Below are 25,077 nucleotides of genomic sequence, written 5' to 3' on the forward strand. Positions count from 1 at the left end.
GGGAGCGTCGCATGCGTGCTTGCACGTATGTCGTGACTGCGTGCCTTTTGAAGAATGAGCCTGCGAGTTTGCGGTATGTTGCGAGGTTAACCCGGGTGGGGTAGCCGTAGCGAAAGCGAGTCCGAAGAGGGCGTTGAGTAGCGTGCCCAAGACCCGAAGCGGAGTGATCTAGCCATGGGCAGGTTGAAGCGGAGGTAAGACTTCGTGGAGGACCGAACCCACCAGGGTTGAAAACCTGGGGGATGACCTGTGGTTAGGGGTGAAAGGCCAATCAAACTCCGTGATAGCTGGTTCTCCCCGAAATGCATTTAGGTGCAGCGTCGTGTGTTTCTTGCCGGAGGTAGAGCACTGGATAGGCGATGGGCCCTACCGGGTTACTGACCTTAGCCAAACTCCGAATGCCGGTAAGTGAGAGCGCGGCAGTGAGACTGTGGGGGATAAGCTCCATGGTCGAGAGGGAAACAGCCCAGAGCATCGACTAAGGCCCCTAAGCGTGTGCTAAGTGGGAAAGGATGTGGAGTCGCAGAGACAACCAGGAGGTTGGCTTAGAAGCAGCCACCCTTGAAAGAGTGCGTAATAGCTCACTGGTCAAGTGATTCCGCGCCGACAATGTAGCGGGGCTCAAGCACACCGCCGAAGTCGTGTCATTGCGGTATTACCCCTAACGGGGATCGTGATGGGTAGGGGAGCGTCGTGTGCCGGGTGAAGCAGCACTGGAAGGTAGTTGTGGACGGTTCACGAGTGAGAATGCAGGCATGAGTAGCGATACACACGTGGGAAACGTGTGCGCCGATTGACTAAGGGTTCCTGGGTCAAGCTGATCTGCCCAGGGTAAGTCGGGACCTAAGGCGAGGCCGACAGGCGTAGTCGATGGACAACCGGTTGATATTCCGGTACCCGCTTTGAAGCGCCAAACATCGAATCAGGCGATGCTAAGTCCGTGAAGCCGCCCTGAGCTCTTCGGAGTGTAGGGGAGTGGTGGAGCCGACGGACCAGACTTGTAGTAGGTGAGTGATGGGGTGACGCAGGAAGGTAGTCCAGCCCGGGCGGTGGTTGTCCCGGGGTAAGGGTGTAGGCCGTGCGGTAGGCAAATCCGTCGCACGTTAAGGCTGAGACCTGATGCCGAGCCGATTGTGGTGAAGTGGATGATCCTATGCTGTCGAGAAAAGCCTCTAGCGAGTTTCATGGCGGCCCGTACCCTAAACCGACTCAGGTGGTCAGGTAGAGAATACCGAGGCGTTCGGGTGAACTATGGTTAAGGAACTCGGCAAAATGCCCCCGTAACTTCGGGAGAAGGGGGGCCATTGCTGGTGAGGGGTCTTGCATCCTGAGCTGGTGGTGGCCGCAGAGACCAGCGAGAAGCGACTGTTTACTAAAAACACAGGTCCGTGCGAAGCCGTAAGGCGATGTATACGGACTGACGCCTGCCCGGTGCTGGAACGTTAAGGGGACCGGTTAGTGACCTTTCGGGGTTGCGAAGCTGAGAACTTAAGCGCCAGTAAACGGCGGTGGTAACTATAACCATCCTAAGGTAGCGAAATTCCTTGTCGGGTAAGTTCCGACCTGCACGAATGGCGTAACGACTTCTCGACTGTCTCAACCATAGGCCCGGTGAAATTGCACTACGAGTAAAGATGCTCGTTTCGCGCAGCAGGACGGAAAGACCCCGGGACCTTTACTATAGCTTGATATTGGTGTTCGGTTCGGCTTGTGTAGGATAGGTGGGAGACTGTGATCTCGTCACGCCAGTGGCGGGGGAGTCGTTGTTGAAATACCACTCTGGTCGTGCTGGATGTCTAACCTGGGTCCGTGATCCGGATCAGGGACAGTGTCTGGTGGGTAGTTTAACTGGGGCGGTTGCCTCCTAAAGGGTAACGGAGGCGCCCAAAGGTTCCCTCAGCCTGGTTGGCAATCAGGTGTTGAGTGTAAGTGCACAAGGGAGCTTGACTGTGAGACTGACGGGTCGAGCAGGTACGAAAGTAGGGACTAGTGATCCGGCGGTGGCTTGTGGAAGCGCCGTCGCTCAACGGATAAAAGGTACCCCGGGGATAACAGGCTGATCTTCCCCAAGAGTCCATATCGACGGGATGGTTTGGCACCTCGATGTCGGCTCGTCGCATCCTGGGGCTGGAGTCGGTCCCAAGGGTTGGGCTGTTCGCCCATTAAAGCGGTACGCGAGCTGGGTTTAGAACGTCGTGAGACAGTTCGGTCCCTATCCGCTGTGCGCGTAGGAGTCTTGAGAAGGGCTGTCCCTAGTACGAGAGGACCGGGACGGACGGACCTCTGGTGTGCCAGTTGTTCTGCCAAGGGCATGGCTGGTTGGCTACGTTCGGAAAGGATAACCGCTGAAAGCATCTAAGCGGGAAGCCTGCTTCGAGATGAGGGCTCCCACCTCCTTTGAGGGGTTAAGGCTCCCAGTAGACGACTGGGTTGATAGGCCAGATATGGAAGCGCCGTAAGGTGTGGAGTTGACTGGTACTAATAGGCCGAGGGCTTGTCCTCAGTTGCTCGCGTCCACTGTGTAGGTTCTGAAGTAACGAACTCGCCTTGCTGGCCGGAGTTGTTATCTTCATAGTGTTTCGGTGGTCATAGCGTTAGGGAAACGCCCGGTTACATTCCGAACCCGGAAGCTAAGCCTTTCAGCGCCGATGGTACTGCAGGGGGGACCCTGTGGGAGAGTAGGACACCGCCGAACAAATTTTAGAGAAAGCCCCGTAGGGAACCTGGTTCCCTACGGGGCTTTTTCGCGTTTTTGGAAGCTGTAAGCCAGTCCTGTGCATTGCTGAGCCCGGGTCATGAAGCCGGTCGGCGGCGCGGGAGATGGTAAAGGGTGTGCAGGGCTGCCAGGCGGGTGGCGCGAAGGATGCGCAACGGCGCGTAGACGTCTTTGTCGTGCCACAGAGCCGGGATGTTGTCGGTGACGCACTCGGCCTGGAGGATACGGCGGGCGGAGGTCAGGGCCTGCCGCGCGGCTCCGGTCTGCGGCGTACGGCCCAGCAGGATCCACACCGCGTACGCGGTCTCCTCCACGGTCCCGTTTGCGCCGTGGCCCCAGCGTCCACCGGGCAGACGGGTGGCCAGCGCCCAGGCCGACGCGCGGGCCAGAGCTGGATGGGCGACCGGCCCGGCGAATGCGGCCAGCGCACGGACACAGCAAGCGGTGGCGTAGTAGGGGGAGGCGTGCCACTTGTCGCTCCAGGAGCCGTCGGGATGCTGCTGGGCGAGCAGCCAGTCGATGGTCCGACGGATGACGGACCGGTAGCGCCCGCGGTCGGCGGGGTGACGCGCCACGTACAGGACAAGAGCCTCCAGGGCGTGGGCGTTGGTGCTGGAGGAGGGGGACCGTTCCTCGGGGTAGCAGCAGAAGTGGTCGTCGGTGAAGTACGGCATGAGACTGTCGGGGCGTATGTGGTCGCCGTGGTGCAGGAGGGCGTAGAGAACGGCAGCGGTGTCGTCGGCGTCGGGGGGAAGACCGGGGCTGCCGGGAGCGCCGGCCTCACCCAGCGCATCGCGCAGACCGGCGAGGAGCGCGGGCGGCGGGGTGTGCGGGACGCCGTGATGGGCGAAGAGCCCTGCGATCCAGGCGCGTTCGAAGGTGGTGATGGGGGCGGCGACGGGGACCGGGCCACCGTAGCGGCTCTGTATACGGTGCAGGTAGCGGAGGCCGGCCTGTCGCCGCTCGCTGTCGTGTGGCCGGCCCAGCCAGGCGGCGGTGGCAGCCGGGGAACAGCTCACGGCCCCCTCGTACGGACGGATGTGACGGTCGGGGTGTTCGGTGGCCGGGGCGAGGATCTCCCAGGTGTGCCAGAGCTTTTCCGGTAGTGGTTCTCCCTGGTAGACCGCAGCGCGCAGCTCGGCCAGGACCGAAGGAAGGCACCCTTTCGGCCGGGCGAGAAGTATGGAGGAGGCCCAGGGCAGAAGAAAGGGTGGCCGACTGCGTGCGCAGCGGCCCAGGTGCTGGTGGATCCGGTCGATCAGGGCGGGAACGATGAGTTCGACCGCGACGGTGTCGGGCAGCGTCGGGGGGCACTGGTGGTTGCCGAGCGAGTGACTGAGGCGGGTGACGGCGAGTGCGGTGGTGTTGACCAGTTGGGGGCGGGGGACGTGGACATCGTCGCCGCGGGCGAGGACGGTGAGCAGTGCCTCGGCCGCGCTGAGGGTCTGCAGCAGTCCGTGTTCGGCGGTGCCCCAGGTGCCGTCGGGGTTCTGACGCTCGCAAAGAAAGCGGACCCGCCGGCTGTGGCCCTCCAGCCACGGGGCGTCGGACACCAGGCGGGCGGTCTCGTACACCGATGGTGTGCTCTGCCCGAGGTCGTCGGCGGTTGCCTCGTTCAGCAGCTTGGCTGCATGCAGGTCAAAGGGAGTGTGGTTCTTCACGGTGGACTTCCGTTCCGGGCAGTTCGAAAAGCAGGCATGCGACCGAGCGGCGGAAACACGGCTCGGCACCCGGTAGCCGTGGGAGCACTCTGGTGATGCGGAGGTATTTCGCTCCGGTGCTTGTCCGGTGCCGCCTCCTGCTGTCCTATGGGGACAGCAGGAGGCGGGAAGGTTCACCGGAATCATCGGTAGAAGTGATTGGCTTCGTACCAGCCGTTGGAACTCACCAGTACTGCCATTCCCTGGGCGAAAGCCCTCAGTTGGGGGTCGGGCGAAGCCGCGAGCTCGTCCGACAGGCGGCGGACCCGGGCGATCTCTGCGTCGAGGATCGCCACGGACCGGTCGACTGCCTCGTCCAGGCCGTATGCATGGTGCGCGGCGAGTACGCCGGGCAGGGAGAACGGCAGCCCTCCGCGAACGTCGTGTTCCCTGAAGGCGGAGTAGATGTCGTTCACCCAGCCGATGTCGTTGGCCACAGCCATCCGCAGGTCGTGAACGGTCGGGGAATCGCGTACCTCGGGGGGCAGGTCGCATTCCATGGCCAGCTCGGCGAAGAGGACGCTGATGTGTCCGTAGACCACATGCCTACGGAGCACCGTGAAGTCTTCGAGTGTGACGTCGGCCGGGTCCTCCAGCAGGGCTTCACAGAGCATTGCGGCGAAGGCGGCGTGGTACGCCATCACGACGCGCTCTGTCATGCGACCACTTGCGGTGGCGCGGAGCCGGGCCACGAAAGCAGCCAGGGCCGAGGCGAAGCCGGGCTCGGTGGGACGGGCACCGGGTTCCAGCATGCGCATCATGGTGGTTATGCGTCGTGCGAAGCCCGGCATATCGGCTCGGGCGCGTTCCTCGCAGTGGACGTCGTCGAATACGGTCAGCCACCACATGCCCTCCCCGATGATCTCCGCCATGACCGGGTCGGTGACTTTCCACCACCCCAGATGGATCCCCAGGGCCAGACGTGAGCGGTATTCCCTGTCACGGACCACCGAATTTTCCATGAGGTGGTGCTCTTCCGCCCAGGCGCGGATGTGCCGTTCCACGGCATGTCCGATCCGGGTGAATTCGGGAGGCTGTGCAGCCCATACTCCCGCCAGTTGGGGAAAATGCCGCTGCAGGCTTTCGTACATCGGTGTTCGGTCGGTGCCGTCATTGACCTTGTTCCAGGCCCTGACCGGTTCGGTGGTCATCGTGGGTGCCTTTCGGAGCGGGCTGCGGCGCATGCTCTGTGCTGTCTGTTTCGGGTTTCTTGTCCGCCGTGGGTGACGGGGGCTCAGAGGGGGGAAGAGGCGTGGCAGGCCGGCAGGCAGGTGGCGTGCCGGGAGTCACGGAGGAGGCAGGCAGAGACGGAGATGGTGGGGCGGAGGAAGCAGCACGGCCCTCGTCAGGACCGGTCGGGCGAGCGGCGGACGACGCGCGTTGTGGTGTCAGCGTTGAAGAAGCCGGCGAAGACGCGGTGAGCGATCTGTTTGTGGCTGCGGCGGGTGGGGGCTGCACCGGTTGGTTGGGAGGTTGGTTGGGAGATGGCCAGGGTGACGCCATCGCGGGTGGGGGGACGATGCGTACGTCGGCGGTTATGGGGGGTGTGGTGGCGCAGGCTGCGGCGGTGAGGAGGGTGCACAGGGCGAGGGCCAGGAGCAGGGTTCGCATGGGGGAGCCTTCCGTTGGGGATTGGCTTGACTGAATGGCGAGTCAGGAGGCGCTGAGGGTTTCTACGAATTTTTTGAGGCCGGTGAAGAATTTGGTGATGCCGTGGGCCATGTCCAGGAGAGTGTGGGCGGTCTGGACGGGGGCTATGGCTACGAGAAAGAGGAAGGTGATCAGGACCAGCCAGAAGAGCAGTCCTCGGGGTTGGCTCAGCACGGCGGTGTCTCCCTCCGGTGGGGTTCGGCCGCGGGCGTGCGCGTATCAGGTGGGTGGCTGATGGTGGCGGTGGCGTCTCCACCAGGTGAGGGCGAGGAGTACGGCGAGGGAGTCGCGGAGGACTTTGTGGTTGCTGAGTGGGAGGTTTTGTAGGGCGCGGTTCATGGGGAGCTGGTTGACCTGGACGGTGAGTTCGCGATTCGACAGGTCGCGGATGATGCTGCGGGTCTGCTGGGGTGCGGTGGCGCTGCCGAGGATGAGGTCGAGGGCGGTGCGGGCGGCCTGTTTCTCGGAGAGGGCTTCGGTGGCGAGGCGGAAGGCGATGTGCCGGAATTCCTCTTCGAAGATGTCGATGAGGGACAGTTCGGGGCACAGGTTGCGGATGGAGCCTTCGAGGTTGGCGAAGGACTTGCCCAGTACGGAGATCATGGGGCTGGTTTTGATGCCGCGTTGGGTGGAGTGTTCCAGGATGGCGGTGAGGGTGACGCCGAAGTTGAGTTCTTCCAGGGTGGCGGTGGCGATCTGGGGGACGAGGGCGGCCATGTCCTCGATGAAGTCGGTGACTTCGGCCCAGGGAGTGGCGTGGCCCATCTCGATCCAGGCTTTGGCGGTGGCGGCGCCGTCGTTCTGGGCGAGGCTGAGCAGGACCAGCAGGATGCTGGTGCTCAAGGGGCGGTCGATGCGGCCGACCATGCCCCAGTCGATGAGGTGGGCGGGCTGGCCGGGGTGGACGAGGATGTTGCCGGGGTGGGGGTCGGCGTGGAAGGTGCGGGTCAGGAAGTAGGAGCGGTACATGAAGGCGAGCAGGTCCCGCCCGATGCCCGCGCGTTCCTCCAGAGAAAAGTCGTGGGGGCGGGCGTCGGCGATGGAGCAGCCCGGGGCCAGGCTCTGGATCAGGACGCGGGGGGTGGCGGAGATCGGGGTGGGGACGGTGAGGTGTTTGAAGTCCGCGGTGTGTGTGCGGGCTTGGTGCATGTTGCGGGCTTCGAGGGTGAAGTCGAGTTCGGGGCGCATGGCGTCGAAGACGACGCCGAGCATGGCGCTCACATCGATGACGGCGTTGAAGCGGGGGGACTGGCGGGCGAGGAAGCGGGCCGCCTTGGTCAGCAGGGCCATGTCGGCTTCGACCAGGGGGCGTACGCCGGGGCGCTGGATCTTCAGGGCCACCGGGGTGCCGTCGGCGAGGGTGGCGGCGTAGACCTGGGCCAGGGAGGCGGTGCCCAGGGGGCGGTCGGTGTCGATGTCGCGGAAGCCGGCTGCCCACAGTGGGCCGAGGTCGCCGGCCATGACCGGTTCGAAGTCGGCGAAGGGGGACGGGCTGACCTGGTCGTGCAGCGTCTGCAGTTCCTCGATCAGGGTGGGGGAGACCAGGTCGGGACGGGTGGAGAGGATCTGGCCGACCTTGATGTAGAAGGGGCCCAGGCTCTCCAGGGCCTCGCGCAGCGCGCGGGCCCGGTCACGTGCGGCACTCTCACCGTCGGCGTCGCGGTGCCGGGTGTGCCGGGCGAGGGTGTGCGCGCCCTCGCGGACGAGCAGGGTGCCGAACGTGGTGAGGACCAGGCGGGCACGGCCGGTTGCCATGGGCAGCTCCAATAAAGGCGCGGGAGGCCGGGGTGCGGGGCTCAGCGTCCTCCGGTGGGCGTGGCACCGCGGCGTGGCGGGTCGCCCAGCAGCGTGGCCGGATTCAGGGGGCTGTGGGCTGCCGCGGTGGGGACCCACGCCCCGAGTGCCCAGGCGATCACCTCGGCCAGTACCTGGTACGTACAGTCCTCGCCGGTCCGGTGGTCGCGTACGACGAACTGGCGGCTCGCACGCAGGTCCTGGATCAGTTCGTCGAGGGTGACGGGTTCGTGCAGCCGTACGTCGATGAGCCGGCCGCCGCCGTGCCGGTTCAGGACGCGGTCGGGCGGCGGCCCCGGCCGGTGCCGGTGCCGGCGCGGCGAACCGGCTCCGGCCGGGGGCAGGCGGCCGGGACCGCCCGGCACCGTCACGACGACGGCTGCTTGGCGCGCCCCGCGGGCTGGGCGGCGACGGTCCCCTCCTGCTGCTGGCGCAGCAGCTCCTCGATCTGCCCGAGCTTGGACCACAGGGCCGCCATCTCCAGTTGCGGGCTCCGTGCCTCGTCCGGGCCCGTACGGCGCCGCTCGGTGTCCCGCTCGGTGTCCCGTTCGCGCTCCGGGCGCAGGCTCCTGCTCAGCGAGTCGCGGGTGTCGTGCTCCAGGTCGCAGACGCTGTCGAGGGCGTCGTCGAGCATGTCCTTGATGTCGTCGACGATGTTCGAGACGGTCTTGGTGATGCCGGTACGGCGGGCCATGGTGTCTGCTCCTTCTGGTTCTCTACGGGGGTCCGGTGTGGCGCGGGTGGCGGTCGGCCGTCAGGCCAGTGGCGAGGCCGGTGGTCAGGCCGGTGCGTCCGGGGGCGGCGGCCCGGTGGTCCGGGGCACGAGGTTGCGGGGCAGGGCGAAAAGCTGGTGCTCCTCGGCCGCCCGTACCACGTCGATGCGTGTGAATCCGTACGTGGCGAGCCGGTCCAGGACGCCGTCGACGAGGAGGTCGGGAACCGAGGCGCCGGAGGTGACACCGACCGTCCGTACGCCGGTCAGCCAGCCCTCGTCGATGTCCTCGGCGGTGTCCACCAGGCGGGCCGCGCCCGCGCCGGCGTCCAGGGCGACCTCCACGAGCCGTACGGAGTTGGAGGAGTTGCGGGAGCCGACGACGAGGACCAGGTCGGCGTCGGCACCCAGCCGTTTGACCGCCGCCTGGCGGTTCTGTGTGGCGTAACAGATGTCGTCGCCGGGCGGGGAGAGCAGGTGCGGGAAGCGGGCCCGGAGGGCGGCGACCGTGGCCGTCGTCTCGTCGACGGACAGCGTGGTCTGGGACAGCCAGGCGACCTTCTCCGGGTCGCGGACCTCGACGGTCGCGGCGTCGTCGGGGCCGTCGACCACGGTGATGTGGTCGGGGGCCTGGCCGCTGGTGCCGATGACCTCCTCGTGCCCGGCGTGGCCGATCAGCAGGATGTCGTAATCCTCGCGGGCGAACCGTAGGGCCTCCTTGTGGACCTTGGTCACCAGCGGGCAGGTCGCGTCGATGGTGGTCAGACGGCGGGCGGCGGCCTCCTCATGGACGCCGGGGGCGACCCCGTGGGCGGAGAGGATGACGGTGGCGCCTTCCGGGACCTCGGTGGCCTCGTCGACGAAGACGGCGCCCCGGTGCTCCAGGGACTTCACGACGTACTTGTTGTGGACGATCTCGTGGCGTACGTAGACGGGCGCGCCGTACAGCTCCAAAGCCTTCTCGACGACGGTGACGGCGCGGGCGACGCCGGCGCAGTAGCCGCGGGGAGCCGCCAGCAGTACCCGGCGCCGGGCGGTCGGTGTGCTCATAGGGCACGCTCCGTGAGGGTGTGGGCGACCTCGCGCAGCGCGTCCCGGGCGTCGGCGGGGAAGGGCGCGCAGTCCAAGGCGCGCAGAGCGGTGTGCAGGTGGGAGTCGATGAGCGTCTCGACCCGGGCGCGGGCACCGGTGCCGGCCAGGACGGTACGCAAGGTGGCGGCCTGTTCCTCGTCCAGGTCCGGGTCGCCGACCAGGTGGCGCAGCGTCCGCGCCTGGCGGGCGTCGGCGTGGCGCAGGGCCAGGGCGAGCAGGACGGTGCGTTTGCCTTCCCGCAGGTCGTCCAGGACGGATTTGCCGGTGACGGCGGGGTCGCCGAAGACGCCCAGCAGGTCGTCGCGCAGTTGGAACGCCTCGCCCAGCGGCAGGGCGTAGGCGCTCAGCGCGGCCCGTACGGCAGGCCCCGAACCGGCCAGGGCGGCACCCAGGTGCAGCGGGTGCTGGACGGTGTACTTGGCCGTCTTGTAGCGGACGACGGCCAGCGCCCGCTCCACGTCGTCGGTCAGTTGTTCGGCGGTGTCCAGGTCCATGTACTGGCCGTAGAGCACCGCGGTGCGCATGGCGTCCAGCGTGGGCAGGGCGACGGTGAGCTGGGCCGTGCTCAGACCCGCGCCGTTGAGCATCTCCTGGGAGCAGGCCAGCGCCAGGTCGCCCAGCAGGATGGCGGCGTGCTCACCGAACTCGATGTGATGCGTACGGTGTTGATGGCGCTCGGCAAGGGTACGGTGAACGGTGGGGTGGCCGCGGCGGGTGTCGCTGCGGTCCATGATGTCGTCGTGGATCAGGGCGAAGGCGTGGAAGAGCTCCAGGGAGGCCGCCGCCCGGAGCACCGGGTCGGCCTCGCCCCGCCCGCGGGCGGCGTACCAGCCCAGGACGCACATCAGCGGGCGGATGCGCTTGCCACCGGCGAACAGGAAGTCGCGCAGGACCTCCAGCGGGAGCGCGGGCAGGTTTTCGGTGCGCGCGGCGTACGCCTTGACGGTCAGGTAGTGGTCCAGGCAGGAATCGATCCGCTTGCGCAGGAGGGGGAGGTCCAGCGGCGTTTCCAAAGCGGCGGTGGTCATGACGCCGGCTCCGGTTCCTGGTTTCCGCCCTGCCCGGCCCGGGGCTGCCCGGTCTCGGTCCGTCCGGCCTGGGCCTGTTCCACACGAGACTGTTCGGCCTGGGCCTGTTCCACACGGGCCTGTTCGGCCTGGGCTTCGCCGAGGCGCAGGGCCTCTTCGACGAGAGCCTCGACGATCTTCGATTCGGGTACGGTCTTGATGACGGCGCCCTTACGGAAGATCTGGCCCTTGCCGTTGCCGGACGCAACGCCGAGATCGGCCTCGCGGGCCTCGCCGGGGCCGTTGACCACGCAGCCCATCACCGCCACCCGCAGCGGGTGTGGGAAGCCGTCCAAAGCCGCGGCCACCCGTTCGGTGAGCCGGTAGACATCGACCTGGGCACGGCCGCAGGAGGGGCAGGAGACGATCTCCAGTTGCCGTCGGCGCAGGCCCAGGGACTGCAGGATCTGCAGGCCGGCCTTGACCTCTTCGACCGGCGGCGCGGTCAGCGAGACCCGGATGGTGTCGCCGATCCCCTCGGCCAGGAGGATGGCGAAGGCGGTGGCGGATTTGATGGTGCCCTGCGGGGGTGGTCCGGCCTCGGTCACCCCCAGGTGCAGCGGGTAGTCGCAGGCGGCGGCGAGCCGGCGGTAGGCGGCGACCGTCGTCAGCGGGTCGTGGTGCTTGACGGAGATCTTCAGGTCGGTGAAGCCGTGCTCCTCGAACAGCGAGCACTCCCACAGCGCGGATTCCACCAGGGCCTGAGGGCTGGCCTTGCCGTACTTGGCCAGCAGCCGCCGGTCCAGCGAGCCGGCGTTGACACCGATCCGGATCGGCACTTTCGCGTCGGAGGCGGCCCGGGCGATCTCCTTGACCTTGTCGTCGAACTTCTTGATGTTGCCGGGGTTGACGCGGACCGCCGCACACCCGGCGTCGATGGCGGCGAAGACGTACTGCGGCTGGAAGTGGATGTCCGCGATCACCGGGATCCTCGACTTGGCGGCGATGGCGGGCAGCGCGTCCGCGTCGTCCTGGGAGGGCACCGCCACCCGTACGATCTGGCAGCCGGCCGCGGTCAGTTCGGCGATCTGCTGCAAGGTGGCGTCGATGTCGGTGGTGGGGGTGGTGGTCATCGACTGGACGGAGACCGGGGCGCCGCCGCCCACCGGGACATCGCCGACGTGGAGCTGGCGGGAGCGGCGGCGCTCCGGGGTCTGGGGAGGTGCGGCGGCCGGGGACGGGGGCCGGGGCGGGTATGGGGGTGAGCCGGCCGGCCGGGCGCGGACCTCGGGTATGGGCAGGTTGGTGGTGGTCATCGAAGCCTCCGGGGGTGGTGCGCGTCATCAAGGGCGGGGAGCGGGACGTACGGGGCGGTGGGCGCGTACGGAGTGGCGGGCGGGTACGTACGGGACAGTGAGTGCGTATGGAGCGGTGGGTGCGTACGGAGCGGTGGGCGCGTACGGACCCTTCAGCATGTACGGACCGTTCGGCGCGTACGGGACGGCGGGTGCGTCATCGGCGCCGGTGCCGGGCGTTCCAGGCCAGGTGGACGGCGGTGGCGATGCCGCCGGCGTCCAGGCCCGTGGCAGCCAGCAGTTCGGCGCGCGAACCGTGGGTCAGAAAGGTCCGGGGCAGACCCAGACTGTGTACGGGGGCGGCGACCGCGGCGTCGGTGCAGGCCTGGGCCAGCGCGGAGCCCACCCCGCCGGTACGGGCGCAGTCCTCCACCGTGACGACCAGCGTGTGACGGGCGGCGAGCTGCACCAGCTCCGGCGGCAGCGGTAGCACCCAGCGCGGCGCGGCGACGGTGGCCTCCACACCGCGCGCGGCCAGCCGTTCCCGGGCGGCCAGGCAGGGAGCGGCCATCGCCCCCAGACCCACCAGCAGCACGTCGCGCCCGGGAGCCGAGAGCAGATCCACCTGCCCCATACGGCCCACCGCCGGTACGTCCGCGCCCACCGCTCCCTTGGGGAAACGCAGGGCGGTGGGGCCGTCCTGGTCGGCCAGCGCCTCTCCCAGCAGGGTGCGCAGCGTGGTGGCGTCCCGTGGGGCGGCCAGCCGCAGGCCGGGGACCAGGGAGAGCAGGGTGTGGTCCCACATGCCGTGATGGGAGGGGCCGTCCGGGCCGGTGATGCCGGCCCGGTCCAGGACCAGGGTGACCGGCAGCCGGTGCAGGGCGACGTCCATCAGCAACTGATCGAAGGCGCGGTTGGCGAAGGTGGCGTAGAGGGCGACGACCGGGTGCAGGCCGCCCATGGACAGCCCGGCGGCCGAGCACATCGCCTGCTGTTCGGCGATGCCCACATCGAAGACCCGCCCCGGGAAGCGGTCGGCGAACGGCCCCAGCCCGGTCGGGCGCAGCATCGCCGCGCACACCGCCACCACGTCCTCGCGGCCGGCGCCCAGCTCCGCCAGCTCGCCGGCGAAGACATCGGTCCAGGTGGGCGCAGCGGTGTCGCGGGCGGTACCGGTGGCCGGGTCCACGACGCCCACCGCGTGCAGGCAGTCCGCGTCATCGGTCTCCGCCGGTACGTAGCCCTTGCCCTTGACGGTGACGGTGTGCACCAGCACCGGGCCGCCGATTTCGCGCGCCTGCCGCAGCGCCGCCTCCACCGCGTCCAGGTCGTGGCCGTCCACCGGACCCAGATAGGTGAATCCCAGGCAGGTGAAGAGGTTGCGCGCCTCGGGCGGGCCGTCCACATAGGCGCTTACGGGGGCATCGGCCTGGGCCAACGGCCGCCTCAGGGCGCTCAGGTGATCGGCCAGTGCCCCGGTGGTGGGCGCGTAGGAACGGCCGTTGTCGTTGAGCACCACCGCGATACGGCGGCGCCCGGCCGTCCCCAGATTGTTCAGCGCCTCCCAGGCCAGCCCGCCGGTCAACGCGCCGTCCCCGATCACCGGAACGACCCACCGGTCGCCTTCGCCCCTTGCCGCGAAGGCTTTTCCCAGACCGTCCGCGTACGCCAGGCTGGTGGAGGCATGGGAGTTCTCCACCCAGTCGTGCACCGATTCGCTGCGGCTGGGATATCCGGACAACCCGCCCCGCTGCCGCAGCCGGTCGAAGCCGTGCGCACGTCCGGTGATGATTTTGTGCACGTACGCCTGGTGCCCGGTGTCGAAGATCAGGGCGTCGCGGGGCGAGTCGAAAACCCGGTGCAACGCCAGAGTCAGCTCCACCGCACCCAAATTGGGGCCGAGGTGGCCGCCGGTCCCGCAGACGTTCTCGATGAGGAAGGTTCGTATCCGTTCGGCCACCGCGACCGTTTCGCGCGGCGATAACGCCCGCAGGGCCTGCGGTGACCACCGTATGGCAGCCATGGCAGTGTCACCGTCGTCATCGGCAGCCGGTGGAAGCCGCGTCGGACTCGGGGCAAGACGCATGGATTTCCCCCTGAGCACTGGTTATCCGGGAACGGACGTCTGATGGGCGGCGGGCACCGCCCACATGCACATCCCTGCACGCAGGGAGGAACCATCCGGCGTCGAAAAGACGATTCCCCCCTGGCGTCGGCCGCCGGCCCCGCGGCCCCCGAGCGATCTCGCATCGCTCCTTCCGCGGCCCTGCCGAGCAGCCACTTCGAGCCCACCGCAAACCGCCGCCGCCGGCAACCCCGTACGGACGGCGCGCGGAGTGACGCCCTTCAGCACTTCCCGGGCGTACGCGCCGGCCCACCGAGCACACGCCATCAGGTCCGCTCACCCCAGGCGCACACCCGGACCGCGGCGGTCCGCGCCGGTGGGCGGTCGCTGTTCCGGCCCTGCCTCGTACGGTGTTCCGGCAGCTCAGGACCTGGCCGGACCACGACGGCCAGGGCATCTTCAGGCATCCCCGGAGCATCCCCGGGACACCACCCTGTTCCTCCACCCACTCCAGACACCCGCTGTCGCACATCGCCGCGCACGGTGATGCCGCGCGCTCAGCATTGCGCGCGTGCGACGACCGTCAGCAGACCGTTCACTTCTGCGCGCCCTTGGCGGAATCACGCGACCCGCCGGTGTCCCCGGGCCTTGAGGGGCCGGGGTGCTCCGGAGTGCTCGGAGGTGCTCCGGGAGAGTCGGGTAGTCCGGCGTGGTCCGGGCCAAGGGGCGTATATCAGCCACCCCTTGATCACGACCGGTTACGCCCCCTAGCATCGAGAACGGTCATGCGCGGCCGATCGCCGGCGGTGCGCTGGAGGAGTTGCCCGGCTGCCCGTACGGCCGGCCGTTCGGCCATGACCGGGCCCCGGGGACCGGTGGCGATACGAAGCCGGTCGACGCCATGCGCCGGCCCGCGTTCAGCGACACCTGGAACCCTGGCGGGCCGCCGATGCCCGCCATCAACGAGGAGGCCGTCCCATGGAATCCGTCGCGCTGATCACCGGCGGTTCGACCGGAATCGGTGCCGCCACCGCCCGCGCCCTGCTCAAGCAGGGCCACCGTGTGGCCGTCACCGGACGCGACGCCGGCCGCCTGGCTGCCTTCGCCGCCTCCGCCGGAGCGGGGGAGCAACTGCTGACGTTCACCGGTGACGCCAGTGACGCGAGCCATGTCGCCTCCGCCGTACGTCAGGTCGTCGACACCTGGGGCCGGTTGGACACCGTCATCGCCAACGCCGGGTTCTCCCTGCCCGGCACCCTGGAGGACCAGGACCCCGAGGCGATGCGTGCCATGGTCCTCACCAATGTCCTCGGCCCGTCCCTGCTGGTACGGGAGACACTGCCGCACCTCAGGGAGTCCAAGGGCCGGATCGTGATCGTCGGTTCGGTCGCCGGCGTCAGGCACACGCCCGGCAACCTGTACTCGGTCACCAAGTGGGCCGCGCACGCCCTCGCCGAGAACACCCGGCTCCTGGTCACCAAGGACGGAGTCGGCGTCACCCTCGTCGCCCCCGGGATCGTGGACACCCCGTTCTGGGACAACCGTGGCGGACGCCCCGATACGTCACCGGCGATGACCGCCGAGCAGATCGCCGAGGCCATCCTCTTCGCCGTCAACCAGCCCGAGGGCATGGACGTCAACCACATCACCATGCGACCGCTCGGCCAGGCCAACTGACCTCGCGCTCGCGCCCTGCCCACGAAAGCCGACTCGAACAAGCGGTCGAGTGCACGCGTCCGTACGCGATGGCGCGCGGTGAGTCGTACGCGATGTCGCGCGGCGAGGCCGCACCGGTCATTTGACCTGCCCATGACGATGGGCAGGTCAAGGCACTTGGTCCGTCGGCGATGTGCTCCCGGACAAAGAAGAGCCTCACCGGTGTTTTCGCTGGTGAGGCTCGGTTTGCGCCCCCGGCAGGACTCGAACCTGCGGCCAAGTGCTTAGAAGGCACCTGCTCTATCCACTGAGCTACGGGGGCCGGTGGTGGACGTGGATCACGGGCCGCGGACAAGGATAGGGGTCCGTGTGCCTCGTCCTGGTTGCTTCACCTCCGTGGCACGTTGTGGAGGTTCGGTGAAGCGGTCCCGATAATCGCAGGCAGGTGCGAATCGCGCACCGCTTTTGGCGTCTCGCGCGGCGGGTGTTGTGTACTCGTTATGCCTGAGTCTCTCCTGTCCCATGTGCCCCGTGTGTCACTGATTCCGATTTGTACGGGTTCAGACGGCGCACACGAGGGGGTATACGCTTCAAAAACCCGCCAAAATTGGGCATTCTGCACGTGTGGCGACCTCGGACGTACGACCCCGGATCATCGACGCGCTGTCCGCACTGCGCGACCGCGTCGATGCCGCACGCTTCCCACTGCCACTTCCCGGTGCCGCCCGCGCCCGACGCGGCCGGTGTGAGCTGCTCGCCCAGCTCGACGACTATGTGATGCCCCGCCTGCGCTCCCCTCAGGCGCCCTTGCTCGCGGTTGTCGGCGGATCCACCGGGGCGGGCAAGTCCACGCTCGTCAATTCGCTGGTCGGACGGCGGGTGAGTGAGGCGGGGGTGCTGCGGCCGACGACGCGTACGCCCGTATTGGTGTGCCACCCCGACGATCACCATTGGTTCGCCGGACAGCGGGTGCTGCCACAGCTTGCCAGGATCCGGACACCGGGGCAGGAGGACGCGGGGGCCGGTGCGGCGGCCGGGGCGGAGGCGCTGCGGATCGAGACGGACGAGGCGCTGCCCAGTGGGCTCGCGCTGCTGGACGCCCCCGACATCGACTCGCTGGTCGCCCGCAACCGGGAGCTGGCGGCCGAGCTGATCTGTGCCGCCGATGTGTGGGTGCTGGTCACCACCGCCGCGCGCTACGCGGACGCGGTGCCGTGGCACCTGCTGCGTACGGCGAAGGAGTACGACGTCACGCTGGTCACCGTGCTCGATCGCGTACCGCATCAGATCGCCCTGGACGTCTCGGCACGGTACGCGGCGCTGCTCGCACGGGCGGGCCTGGCCGATGTCCCCCGGTTCACCATCCCCGAGCTGCCCGAATCGGCGGGTGGCGGAAGCGGACTGCTGCCCGCGACGGCGGTGGCCGGGCTGCGCGAGTGGCTGGAACGGCATGCCCGGGACCCCATCGCCCGTACCGCCGCCGCCCACCGCACCAGCGCCGGGATCATCGCCTCCCTGCGCCGCCGTATGCCGGCGCTGGCCGGGGCCTGCGCGGCGCAGCACGCCGCCGCGCTGCGCCTGGCCGACCGGGTCGAGGAGGCGTACGAGGAGGCCGCGGAGCGGGTGCGGAAGGAGATCGCCGAGGGGGAGGTGCTCTCCGGGGACGCCCGCGCCCACTGGAGGGACCACGCGCTCGGTGGACGCCCTGATGAGCTGCTGGACGCGCTCACCCGCGGGCTCACCTCCCTGCTGCGCTGCGCTGTGGAGCAGGCGGACGAGCGGATCGCCGACGCGTGGCGCCGCGACTCGGTGGCTTTGGCCGCTCGGCCGGATACGGCGGCTGTGGGGGTGCTGGGGGAGGGATGGGTGAACGGGCCGGAGGTGAGGCCGGGGATGAGGTTGGGGGTGAGGCCAGGGATGAGGTCGGGGATGAGGTGGCGGACGGGGCGGCCGGGCGGGTGGGGGTTCTCGTACGGCGTTGGCGGCGCTGCCTTGAGGAACTGGCCGAGGACGAGGTGCGGGAGGTGCGGGAGGAACGTGGGGCGCGAGGGGCACGAGGAGCACGAGGGGCTATGGGGGTACGAGGGGTGGGCACCGGGGAGCGTGCGGGTGCGCTCGACGCGGAGGAAGCGGCGGCGCTGCTGGCCATCGCGCTGCTCGGCGGGCGGCGGGCGCGGGCGGCGGGGCAGCACCTGGCGGGACTGCTGGGGGCCCATGGCGCGCTGCGGCTGCGGGACCGGGGGGAACGGTTGCTCAGGACGTACCTGGAGCACGCGCTGGACGGTGAGCGGGAACGACGGCTGGCTCCGCTGGAGTGGTGGGGAGTGCCGACGGCCCATCAGGTCGGGCTGATCGCCGCGCTGTCCGTATTGCAGAGGGAGCAGCGCGAGAAGAGGGAGATGGTGGCGCGGTGAGTGTTTCTGCGGGGTCTTGGGAGGCGAAGGGGAGGGGTGCTTCGAGTGAGGTGGGAGGGGAGGAGGGTGGCGAGTGTGGGCTGGTCGAGGCCGGTGAGGTGGGTGAAGCGAGTGAAGGGGGTGGAGTGGGCGAAGTCAGTGAAGTCGGTGAAGTGGGTGATGTGAGAGGTGTGAGGGAGGAGGTTGAGGGGTGGGAGGGCGGGCCGGGGGGCTGGATGGGGTGCGTGGGGTGTGGGACGACGGGCTGATCGCGCGCAGGGCGCCGGAGGGAGGCCCGGCGGGGTTTGCGGCCGAGCGGCGACGGGCGCGGGCGGCGGCCGTGGCGGAGGCGCGTATGAGAGCACCGGGTTGGGTGGGGCTGGCCGGAATGGTGGATTCGGAGGGGCTGGCGGATTTGATGGGGGTGGCCGACGGGGGCGATATGTGGGGCGGCCGTGCGGGCGAGGACGCCGGTACGGACTGGAGCGCGGACCGGAACGCGGACCGGAACGTGAGCGGGTACGGACGCGCGTCGGCCGGGGAGCGGCGGGCGGCGGCCACGGACGGGCTGCGGACCAGGCTGGACGCGCTGCGGGAACTGGTCGGCCTGTCCCGTACGAGGCTGGACGGGGAGACGCTGGCCGAGGCGGGGCAGGTGCTGTTCGCGGCGGAAGAGAGGCGCCGGCTGTCCAGGAACCACACGGTGGTCGCCATCGCGGGAGCGACCGGGAGCGGCAAGTCGTCGCTGTTCAACGCGTTGGCCGGGCAGGAACGGTCCGAGGTGGGGGTACGTCGTCCGACGACTTCGGAGCCCGTGGCCTGTGTGTGGGCGGGTGGCCGGTCAGGGGCGGACGGGCTGCTGCACCGGTTGGGGATTCCGGAGGCGCGGAGGTGTGTGCCGGGGAACGGCTCGGGGACCGGGCCTGGGACCGGTTCGGGGGCCGGGGCCGGGGGCGTGGCCGGTGCGATGGGGGGAGGCGGGAGTGGGAGCGGGAGCAGGGTCGGGGGTGGATCCGGGATCTTCGGGACAGACTTCGCGTACGGCTCCGGGAGCGCCGCCGGGCTGGACGGACTCGTACTGCTGGATCTGCCCGACCACGACTCGGCGGCAGGCGGGCACCGCGAGCAGGTCGACCGGCTGCTGAAACTGGTGGACGCGGTGATCTGGGTGGTCGACCCGGAGAAGTACGCGGACGCCGTGCTGCACGAAAGGTATCTGCGGCCTTTGGCGGGCTACGCGGAGGTCACCTTCGTGGTGCTCAATCAGGTGGACCGGCTGCCCGGCGAGGCCGCCGACCAGGTGGTGGACGATCTGCGCCGGCTGCTGGACGAGGACGGGCTGGCGCTGGGGAGCACGGTGAGCCGGGTGCGGTGGTGCTCGCGCTGTCGGCGGCCACCGGCGAAGGGGTCGGTGAACTGCGCGAGCTGCTCGGGCAGTTCGTCGCGGAGCGAGGTGCCGCGGGCCGGCGGCTGACCGCTGATGTGGACGCGGTGGCGGCGCGGTTGCGGCCCGTGTACGTGGCGGAGGGGCGGATCGGCCTGACGGAGGGGGCGCGTGAGGACTTCGAGGACCAACTGGCCGAGGCGGTCGGGGCGATGGCCATGGGGCGTGCGGCGGAACGTGACTGGCTGCGGCACGAGGAATGGGCCTGCGGGACGGCGTGGGGGCGGTTCCGTGGACGTCGCGCGGCGCGGCCGGCGGCACGGCGGGTGGGGGCAGGGGGAGCGGCGCGGCGGTCTAAGGGCTGGTCAGGGGCGCGGTCGGAGGATCGGCGGGGGACGTGGTCGGAGGATCGGCTGCGGTCGGATCAACTGGCGCGCCGGTCTCGGCTCGTTCGCGTCGGGGGGCTGTGGCGCCTATGGGGAGGGCGGAAGCTGAGGCGAGCCGGTGCGGGTGCGGGTGCCGGAGTGAGTGTGGGCGCGGGTGCGGGCCCGGGGGCTTGGGGCGGTGGCGGAGTGGGGCCCGGCGTGCGGCCGTCGGCCGGCAGCGGGATCTTGGGCGGCAGTGGAATCTTGGGCGGCAGTGGTGCTGATGCTTTGGCCGGCAGCGGTGCGCTGGGCGGCAGCGGTGCTCTGGACCGGCGGGCGGCGGCTCGGCCGGTGGTGGAGCAAGCCGTACGGGCCGTGGCCGGCGAGGCGGCTCGCGGACTGCCCGTGCCCTGGGCGCAGGCGGTACGGGAGGCGGCCGAGCGGGGGGCCGAGGGGCTGCCGGAGGCGCTGGACGCCGTGGTGGCGGCTGCCGACGGCGCGCTGCGGGCCGGGCCGCCCGTGAAGCCGCGGTGGTGGACGGTGGCCGCCGCCGCACAGGGACTTCTGCTGGCCCTGCAAGTGGTCGGCGTGATGTGGCTGCTGGGAGCGGTGACGGGAGTGACGGGGGAGGTGGCCTGGCCGGTGGCGTTGTTGCTCGGCGCGGTGGGGACGGCCGGCGGGCCGGCGCTGGCGTGGGCGTGCGGGCTGATGGCACGTGGACCGGCGCGGCGGTACGGGCAGGAGGCCGAACGGCGGCTGCGCGACGCGTCGGCGGCGTGCGGGCGGGCCCGGGTCCTGGAACCCGTCGCGGCCGAACTGTTCCGCTACCGGGAGGTGCGTGAACAGTACGCGGTGGCGGCGGGGTTGTAAGCCGGAAGGCCCCCTCGCCGCCTCCCTCTTCCGCCTTTTCCCTCCTCGGAGTGACGCAGTTGTCCACAACTGCTCGGTAGCCCACAGGCTTCGGCAGGCGTCGGAAATTTTGTGCAGCATGGCGCCAACGCACGGAAAGACCGGCGGAGGGGGAGGCGGGTTCGATGTACGAAACGACGGTGACGGTGGTGGGGAACGTCGCGACGGCGGTGGAGTACCGGCAGACGACGGCGGGCGTGTCGGTGGCGCGGTTCCGGATGGCGACGACCGAGCGGCGGTGGGACAAGGCGCGCGAGCGCTGGGTCGACGGTGACACGAGTTTCTATACGGTACGGGCGTGGCGCTCCCTGGCGGACAACCTCGCCGCGTCGGTGGCGGTGGGCGAGCCGCTGGTCGTGCACGGCCGGCTGAGGATGCGGGAAGGGGAGCGGCCGGAGGACCGCGGCGGGCAGCGGTGGGTCTCCGCCGAAGTCGACGCCTTCACGATCGGGCACGACCTGTCGCGCGGCACCGCCGCCTTCCGCAGGATCTCGCGGGCCCGCCCGGACCTCGTACCGCAGCCCGGCACATCGGCCGCCACCGCGGTGGCCATGGTCGACGCGGTGGGAGCGGCACAAGCGGCGTCGAGTACGGAGGCGGCGACGAGAGCCCCAGCCGTGACGAAGGCAGAAGCCACGCCGGAGGAAGGGGCGGCGGGGCCCGGGCCGAAGGCGGCGTCCATGCCCCTGGGCGCGCCCGCACCTCCGGGCCGGCCGGGCCGGCGAAGTCCTGCGACCACCTCCGCGGGCCGCGTGCTCACGCTGCTGAGTGATTCGCCTGAGAAGGTGTCAGTGCCCTGAAACCTCCCGGAGATATGTCGATAATCCCAGGTCAGGAGGGCTCTGTACGGTAACGATTGCGATTCGGATCGCTTATAGGACGGCATTACCGGGGACCCTGGTACGCCCGCTCTCTAGGATCCGACAGGTACTCACGGGGGCTGACACATTCGGCTGTTGAGTCTGTTGGGTTCTGTTCTTTCCGGCGAGACACCTCCCCGATCCGCCCCGTCTCGCCCAGAGGGGAAATTCATGATTTCTGTGAGGAGCCGGGGCGCAGCGCGCCTTGCTGCCGCCGTCCTGGCCTCGGGCCTGGTCGCCGCGGGTGTCGTGGCTACCGCGGGTACCGCCGCGGCCGAGGAGACCGCGCCGGTGCACGCAGGCGCCACCGCCACCCTCGGGGGCTGAAGACCTTCGGACAGGCGGTCGTCCACGGCGAGGACGGAAATCAGCAGGTCGGTGCCGGTCTCTTCGAGATGGCGGTGGACAACGGCGGCACGCTCCAGACGTACTGCATCGACATCCACAACCCGACGCAGCGGCAGGCGAAGTACCAGGAGGTGCCCTGGAGCGCCTCGTCGCTGACGGGGAACAAGGACGCGGGCAAGATCCGCTGGATCCTCCAGAACTCCTACCCGCAGGTCAACGACTTCGCCGCACTGGCCAAGAAGGCCGGGGCCGGCAGGCTGACGGACAAGGCCGCCGCCGCGGGCACCCAGGTCGCGATCTGGCGCTTCTCCGACCACGCCAAGGTCGAGGCCGTCGACCCGGCCGCGGAGAAGCTCGCCGACTACCTGGAGAAGAGCGCGCAGAACCTGCCCGAGCCCAAGGCGTCGCTGACCTTGGACGACCCCGCCGTTTCCGGGAGGACCGGCGGCCGTCTGGGCCCCGTCACGGTCCGTACCAACGCCGGCAGCGTCAGCGTCGCACCGGCCGCGGACATGCCCAAGGGCGTCAAGATCGTCGGTGCGGACGGCAAGCCGGCCACCGATGTGACCGACGGCGCCAAGCTCTTCTTCGACGTGCCCAAGGGCACGGCCGACGGCACCACCTCACTGACCGCCCAGGCCGCGACGAAGGTCCCGGTCGGCCGGGCCTTCACCGGCAACGTCGGCCAGGTCAGGAGCCAGACCATGATCCTGGCCGGTTCCAGCGAGTCCACCGTCTCGGCGACGGCCACGGTCTCCTGGAAGAAGCAGGGCGCCGTCCCGGCGATATCCGCCGAGAAGAACTGCGCCAAGAACGGCGTGGATGTCACCGCCACCAACAAGGGCGACAAGGCGTTCCGGTTCCAGCTCTCCGGCAGGTCGTACGAGATCGCTCCGGGCAAGGCGCGGACGATCACCGTGCCGGTGGCCGAGGACCAGGCGTACGAGATAACGATCAAGGGCGCGGGCGGCTTCAGGAAGACCTTCACCGGAGTGCTGGACTGCAAGACCGCCGGCAGTGCCGCGCCCAGGCCCAACGCCCAGCCGGTACCCGCCTCGGCAGGCGGCACCGGGACCGGCACCGGGACCGGTAACGGGAGTGGCGCCGGTGGCTCCACCGGGACCGACCTCGCCGAGACCGGGTCCAGCAGTGCCACGCCGGTGATCGCGGGATAGCGGTCGCGCTGGTCGTGGTCGGCGGCGGCGCCGTCTTCTTCGTCCGCAGGAAGAAGACCGGTCCCGCGGAGTGACCGAGCGGTGACGTTCGATCACCTCGCGGCCCCGGAGCGCACCGCCCGCCCCGGGGCCGCGGCCGTCGGTGCGCCTGGTACCCGTTTCCTTCGGAGGGCGGCCGTGCGGCAAGATGGGTGTATCTGCCCTCGCGCGGCGGAGCCGCACATGCATCGGCCCACGCGGCGGAGCCGCATGTTGACCATGACAGATCCAGACTGCCGGACGGTTTCTCTTGGCTGAGTACATCTACACGATGCGCAAGACGCGCAAGGCCCACGGCGACAAGGTCATCCTTGACGACGTGTCGCTGAGCTTCCTGCCGGGCGCGAAGATCGGCGTCGTGGGGCCCAACGGCGCCGGTAAGTCCACGGTGCTGAAGATCATGGCCGGGCTGGAGCAGCCGTCCAACGGTGACGCCCTCCTCGCCCCCGGCTACACCGTCGGCATGCTCATGCAGGAGCCGCCGCTGGACGAGTCCAAGACGGTCCTGGAGAACGTCCAGGACGGCGCCCGCGAGATCATGGGCAAGCTCAAGCGCTTCAACGAGGTCGCCGAACTGATGGCGACCGACTACTCCGACGCGCTGATGGAGGAGATGGGCAAGCTCCAGGAGGACCTCGACCACGCCAACGCGTGGGACCTGGACACCCAGCTCGAACAGGCCATGGACGCCCTGGGCTGCCCGCCCGGCGACTGGCCCGTCACCAACCTCTCCGGTGGTGAGCGCCGCCGCGTCGCGCTGTGCAAGCTGCTGCTGGAGGCCCCCGACCTGCTGCTGCTGGACGAGCCCACCAACCACCTGGACGCCGAGTCCGTCCAGTGGCTGGAGCAGCACCTCGCCAAGTACGCCGGCACCGTCGTCGCCGTCACCCACGACCGGTACTTCCTCGACAACGTCGCCGAGTGGATCCTGGAGCTCGACCGCGGGCGTGCGATCGCCTACGAGGGCAACTACTCCACCTACCTGGACAAGAAGGCCGCCCGCCTGAAGGTCGAGGGCCAGAAGGACGCCAAACGCGCCAAGCGCCTGAAGGACGAGCTGGAGTGGGTCCGCTCCAACGCCAAGGGCCGCCAGGCGAAGTCCAAGGCGCGTCTGTCCCGCTACGAGGAGATGGCTGCCGAGGCCGAGAAGACCCGGAAGCTGGACTTCGAGGAGATCCAGATCCCGCCGGGCCCGCGTCTGGGCAACGTCGTGGTCGAGGTCGAGCACCTCTCCAAGGCGTTCGGTGAGAAGGTCCTCATCGACGACCTGTCGTTCACGCTGCCGCGCAACGGCATCGTGGGTGTCATCGGCCCCAACGGTGCCGGCAAGACCACCCTGTTCAAGATGATCCAGGGCCTGGAGACCCCCGACTCCGGCGAGATCAAGGTCGGCGAGACCGTCAAGATCTCCTACGTCGACCAGGGCCGCGCCAACATCGACCCCAAGAAGACGCTGTGGGCCGTCGTCTCCGACGAGCTGGACTACATCAACGTCGGCCAGGTCGAGATGCCCTCCCGGGCGTACGTCTCCGCCTTCGGCTTCAAGGGCCCGGACCAGCAGAAGCCGGCCGGCGTCCTGTCCGGCGGTGAGCGCAACCGCCTCAACCTGGCGCTCACCCTCAAGCAGGGCGGCAACCTGCTGCTCCTGGACGAGCCGACCAACGACCTCGACGTCGAGACCCTGTCCTCGCTGGAGAACGCGCTGCTGGAGTTCCCCGGCTGCGCCGTGGTCGTCTCCCACGACCGCTGGTTCCTGGACCGCGTCGCCACCCACATTCTGGCGTACGAGGGCGACAGCAAGTGGTTCTGGTTCGAGGGCAACTTCGAGTCGTACGAGAAGAACAAGGTCGAGCGGCTCGGCCCGGACGCGGCCCGTCCGCACCGTGCCACGTACAAGAAGCTGACCCGGGGCTGACC

14 protein-coding genes, 1 tRNA gene, 2 rRNA genes and 3 pseudogenes (1 of these 20 only partly in view) are annotated in these 25,077 nt (G+C 69.2%); 8 read left to right on the top strand and 12 right to left on the bottom strand.

The genetic code is table 11. The annotated features are described in order from the left end of the window. A 23S ribosomal RNA gene (locus KGS77_RS23590) occupies nt 1-2,502 on the top strand (it extends 620 nt beyond the left edge of the window). Between the two features lie 76 nt (nt 2,503-2,578). After that, nucleotides 2,579-2,695, top strand: a 5S ribosomal RNA gene (rrf, locus tag KGS77_RS23595). 98 nt (nt 2,696-2,793) lie between these two features. Here the strand turns inward: rrf and KGS77_RS23600 are convergent. From KGS77_RS23600 to KGS77_RS23650, 11 genes and pseudogenes are all read right to left on the bottom strand, one after another. Then, complete coding sequence (locus KGS77_RS23600; RefSeq protein WP_242584995.1) at nt 2,794-4,377, bottom strand: prenyltransferase/squalene oxidase repeat-containing protein; 1,584 nt, start codon at nt 4,375-4,377, stop codon at nt 2,794-2,796. Nucleotides 4,378-4,559: 182 nt separating this feature from the next. Then, nucleotides 4,560-5,567 carry a hypothetical protein gene (locus KGS77_RS23605; RefSeq protein ID WP_242584996.1) on the bottom strand — a complete coding sequence of 336 codons (1,008 nt, stop codon included), beginning with the start codon at nt 5,565-5,567 and terminating at the stop codon, nt 4,560-4,562. Nucleotides 5,568-6,069: 502 nt separating this feature from the next. Beyond that, nucleotides 6,070-6,240, bottom strand: coding sequence for a hypothetical protein (locus tag KGS77_RS23610; protein WP_242584997.1), 171 nt, complete (start codon nt 6,238-6,240; stop codon nt 6,070-6,072). 45 nt (nt 6,241-6,285) lie between these two features. Continuing rightward, nucleotides 6,286-7,821, bottom strand: coding sequence for an AarF/UbiB family protein (locus tag KGS77_RS23615; RefSeq protein ID WP_242584998.1), 1,536 nt, complete (start codon nt 7,819-7,821; stop codon nt 6,286-6,288). Nucleotides 7,822-7,862: 41 nt separating this feature from the next. Continuing rightward, the gene (locus tag KGS77_RS23620) at nt 7,863-8,231 is read right to left on the bottom strand and encodes a polyhydroxyalkanoate synthesis regulator DNA-binding domain-containing protein (protein ID WP_242584999.1); all 369 of its coding nucleotides are present in this window, start codon (nt 8,229-8,231) and stop codon (nt 7,863-7,865) included. Next, the gene (locus KGS77_RS23625; protein WP_242585000.1) at nt 8,228-8,554 is read right to left on the bottom strand and encodes a hypothetical protein; all 327 of its coding nucleotides are present in this window, start codon (nt 8,552-8,554) and stop codon (nt 8,228-8,230) included. The genes KGS77_RS23620 and KGS77_RS23625 overlap by 4 nt, the downstream gene beginning before the upstream one ends. Nucleotides 8,555-8,638: 84 nt before the next feature. Beyond that, on the bottom strand, nt 8,639-9,622 hold the full coding sequence (locus KGS77_RS23630) for a 4-hydroxy-3-methylbut-2-enyl diphosphate reductase (RefSeq protein WP_242585001.1): 984 nt from the start codon (nt 9,620-9,622) through the stop codon (nt 8,639-8,641). Beyond that, nucleotides 9,619-10,692, bottom strand: coding sequence for a polyprenyl synthetase family protein (locus KGS77_RS23635; protein WP_242585002.1), 1,074 nt, complete (start codon nt 10,690-10,692; stop codon nt 9,619-9,621). Before KGS77_RS23635 ends, KGS77_RS23630 begins: the two co-directional genes overlap by 4 nt. A 140-nt stretch (nt 10,693-10,832) precedes the next feature. Next, a pseudogene (ispG, locus tag KGS77_RS23640) lies at nt 10,833-11,987 on the bottom strand (flavodoxin-dependent (E)-4-hydroxy-3-methylbut-2-enyl-diphosphate synthase); the annotation flags it as partial. 196 nt (nt 11,988-12,183) lie between these two features. Next, nucleotides 12,184-13,989: a 1-deoxy-D-xylulose-5-phosphate synthase gene (locus KGS77_RS23645; RefSeq protein ID WP_242585003.1), complete on the bottom strand. Its 1,806-nt coding sequence runs from the start codon at nt 13,987-13,989 to the stop codon at nt 12,184-12,186. A gap of 368 nt (nt 13,990-14,357) precedes the next feature. Then, a complete protein-coding gene (locus KGS77_RS23650) occupies nt 14,358-14,498 on the bottom strand; it encodes a hypothetical protein (RefSeq protein ID WP_242585004.1) in 141 nt (46 codons plus the stop codon). 511 nt (nt 14,499-15,009) lie between these two features. Between KGS77_RS23650 and KGS77_RS23655 the strand changes: the two genes are divergently transcribed. Further along, the gene (locus tag KGS77_RS23655; RefSeq protein ID WP_242585005.1) at nt 15,010-15,708 is read left to right on the top strand and encodes an SDR family oxidoreductase; all 699 of its coding nucleotides are present in this window, start codon (nt 15,010-15,012) and stop codon (nt 15,706-15,708) included. 228 nt (nt 15,709-15,936) lie between these two features. Here KGS77_RS23655 and KGS77_RS23660 read toward each other — a convergent pair. Continuing rightward, nucleotides 15,937-16,009, bottom strand: a tRNA-Arg gene (locus KGS77_RS23660). Between the two features lie 302 nt (nt 16,010-16,311). On the opposite strand from KGS77_RS23660, the gene KGS77_RS23665 reads away from it, so the two are divergent. The 5 genes and pseudogenes from KGS77_RS23665 to ettA all read left to right on the top strand — a co-directional run bounded on the left by KGS77_RS23665 (nt 16,312) and on the right by ettA (nt 25,075). Further along, nucleotides 16,312-18,039, top strand: coding sequence for a dynamin family protein (locus KGS77_RS23665; protein WP_242585006.1), 1,728 nt, complete (start codon nt 16,312-16,314; stop codon nt 18,037-18,039). A 609-nt stretch (nt 18,040-18,648) separates the two neighbouring features. After that, nucleotides 18,649-20,699: pseudogene (locus KGS77_RS23675) on the top strand (GTPase). Between the two features lie 164 nt (nt 20,700-20,863). Continuing rightward, nucleotides 20,864-21,538 carry a single-stranded DNA-binding protein gene (locus KGS77_RS23680; RefSeq protein WP_242585007.1) on the top strand — a complete coding sequence of 225 codons (675 nt, stop codon included), beginning with the start codon at nt 20,864-20,866 and terminating at the stop codon, nt 21,536-21,538. A gap of 231 nt (nt 21,539-21,769) precedes the next feature. After that, a pseudogene (locus KGS77_RS23685) lies at nt 21,770-23,195 on the top strand (LAETG motif-containing sortase-dependent surface protein). A 215-nt stretch (nt 23,196-23,410) separates the two neighbouring features. Continuing rightward, nucleotides 23,411-25,075 carry an energy-dependent translational throttle protein EttA gene (gene ettA, locus KGS77_RS23690; protein ID WP_242585008.1) on the top strand — a complete coding sequence of 555 codons (1,665 nt, stop codon included), beginning with the start codon at nt 23,411-23,413 and terminating at the stop codon, nt 25,073-25,075. Nucleotides 25,076-25,077 lie beyond the last annotated feature (2 nt).

The organism is Streptomyces sp. MST-110588 (assembly GCF_022695595.1).
GTDB lineage: Bacteria > Actinomycetota > Actinomycetes > Streptomycetales > Streptomycetaceae > Streptomyces.

Excerpts from the sequence above, each read along its gene's own strand:
- KGS77_RS23605 (WP_242584996.1), bottom strand. The coding sequence starts at position 5,567 with ATGACCACCGAACCGGTCAGGGCCTGGAACAAGGTCAATGACGGCACC.
- KGS77_RS23615 (WP_242584998.1), bottom strand. The coding sequence starts at position 7,821 with ATGGCAACCGGCCGTGCCCGCCTGGTCCTCACCACGTTCGGCACCCTG.
- KGS77_RS23625 (WP_242585000.1), bottom strand. The coding sequence starts at position 8,554 with ATGGCCCGCCGTACCGGCATCACCAAGACCGTCTCGAACATCGTCGAC.
- KGS77_RS23630 (WP_242585001.1), bottom strand. The coding sequence starts at position 9,622 with ATGAGCACACCGACCGCCCGGCGCCGGGTACTGCTGGCGGCTCCCCGC.
- KGS77_RS23635 (WP_242585002.1), bottom strand. The coding sequence starts at position 10,692 with ATGACCACCGCCGCTTTGGAAACGCCGCTGGACCTCCCCCTCCTGCGC.
- KGS77_RS23645 (WP_242585003.1), bottom strand. The coding sequence starts at position 13,989 with ATGGCTGCCATACGGTGGTCACCGCAGGCCCTGCGGGCGTTATCGCCG.
- KGS77_RS23650 (WP_242585004.1), bottom strand. The coding sequence starts at position 14,498 with ATGCCTGAAGATGCCCTGGCCGTCGTGGTCCGGCCAGGTCCTGAGCTG.
- KGS77_RS23655 (WP_242585005.1), top strand. The coding sequence starts at position 15,010 with ATGGAATCCGTCGCGCTGATCACCGGCGGTTCGACCGGAATCGGTGCC.
- KGS77_RS23680 (WP_242585007.1), top strand. The coding sequence starts at position 20,864 with ATGTACGAAACGACGGTGACGGTGGTGGGGAACGTCGCGACGGCGGTG.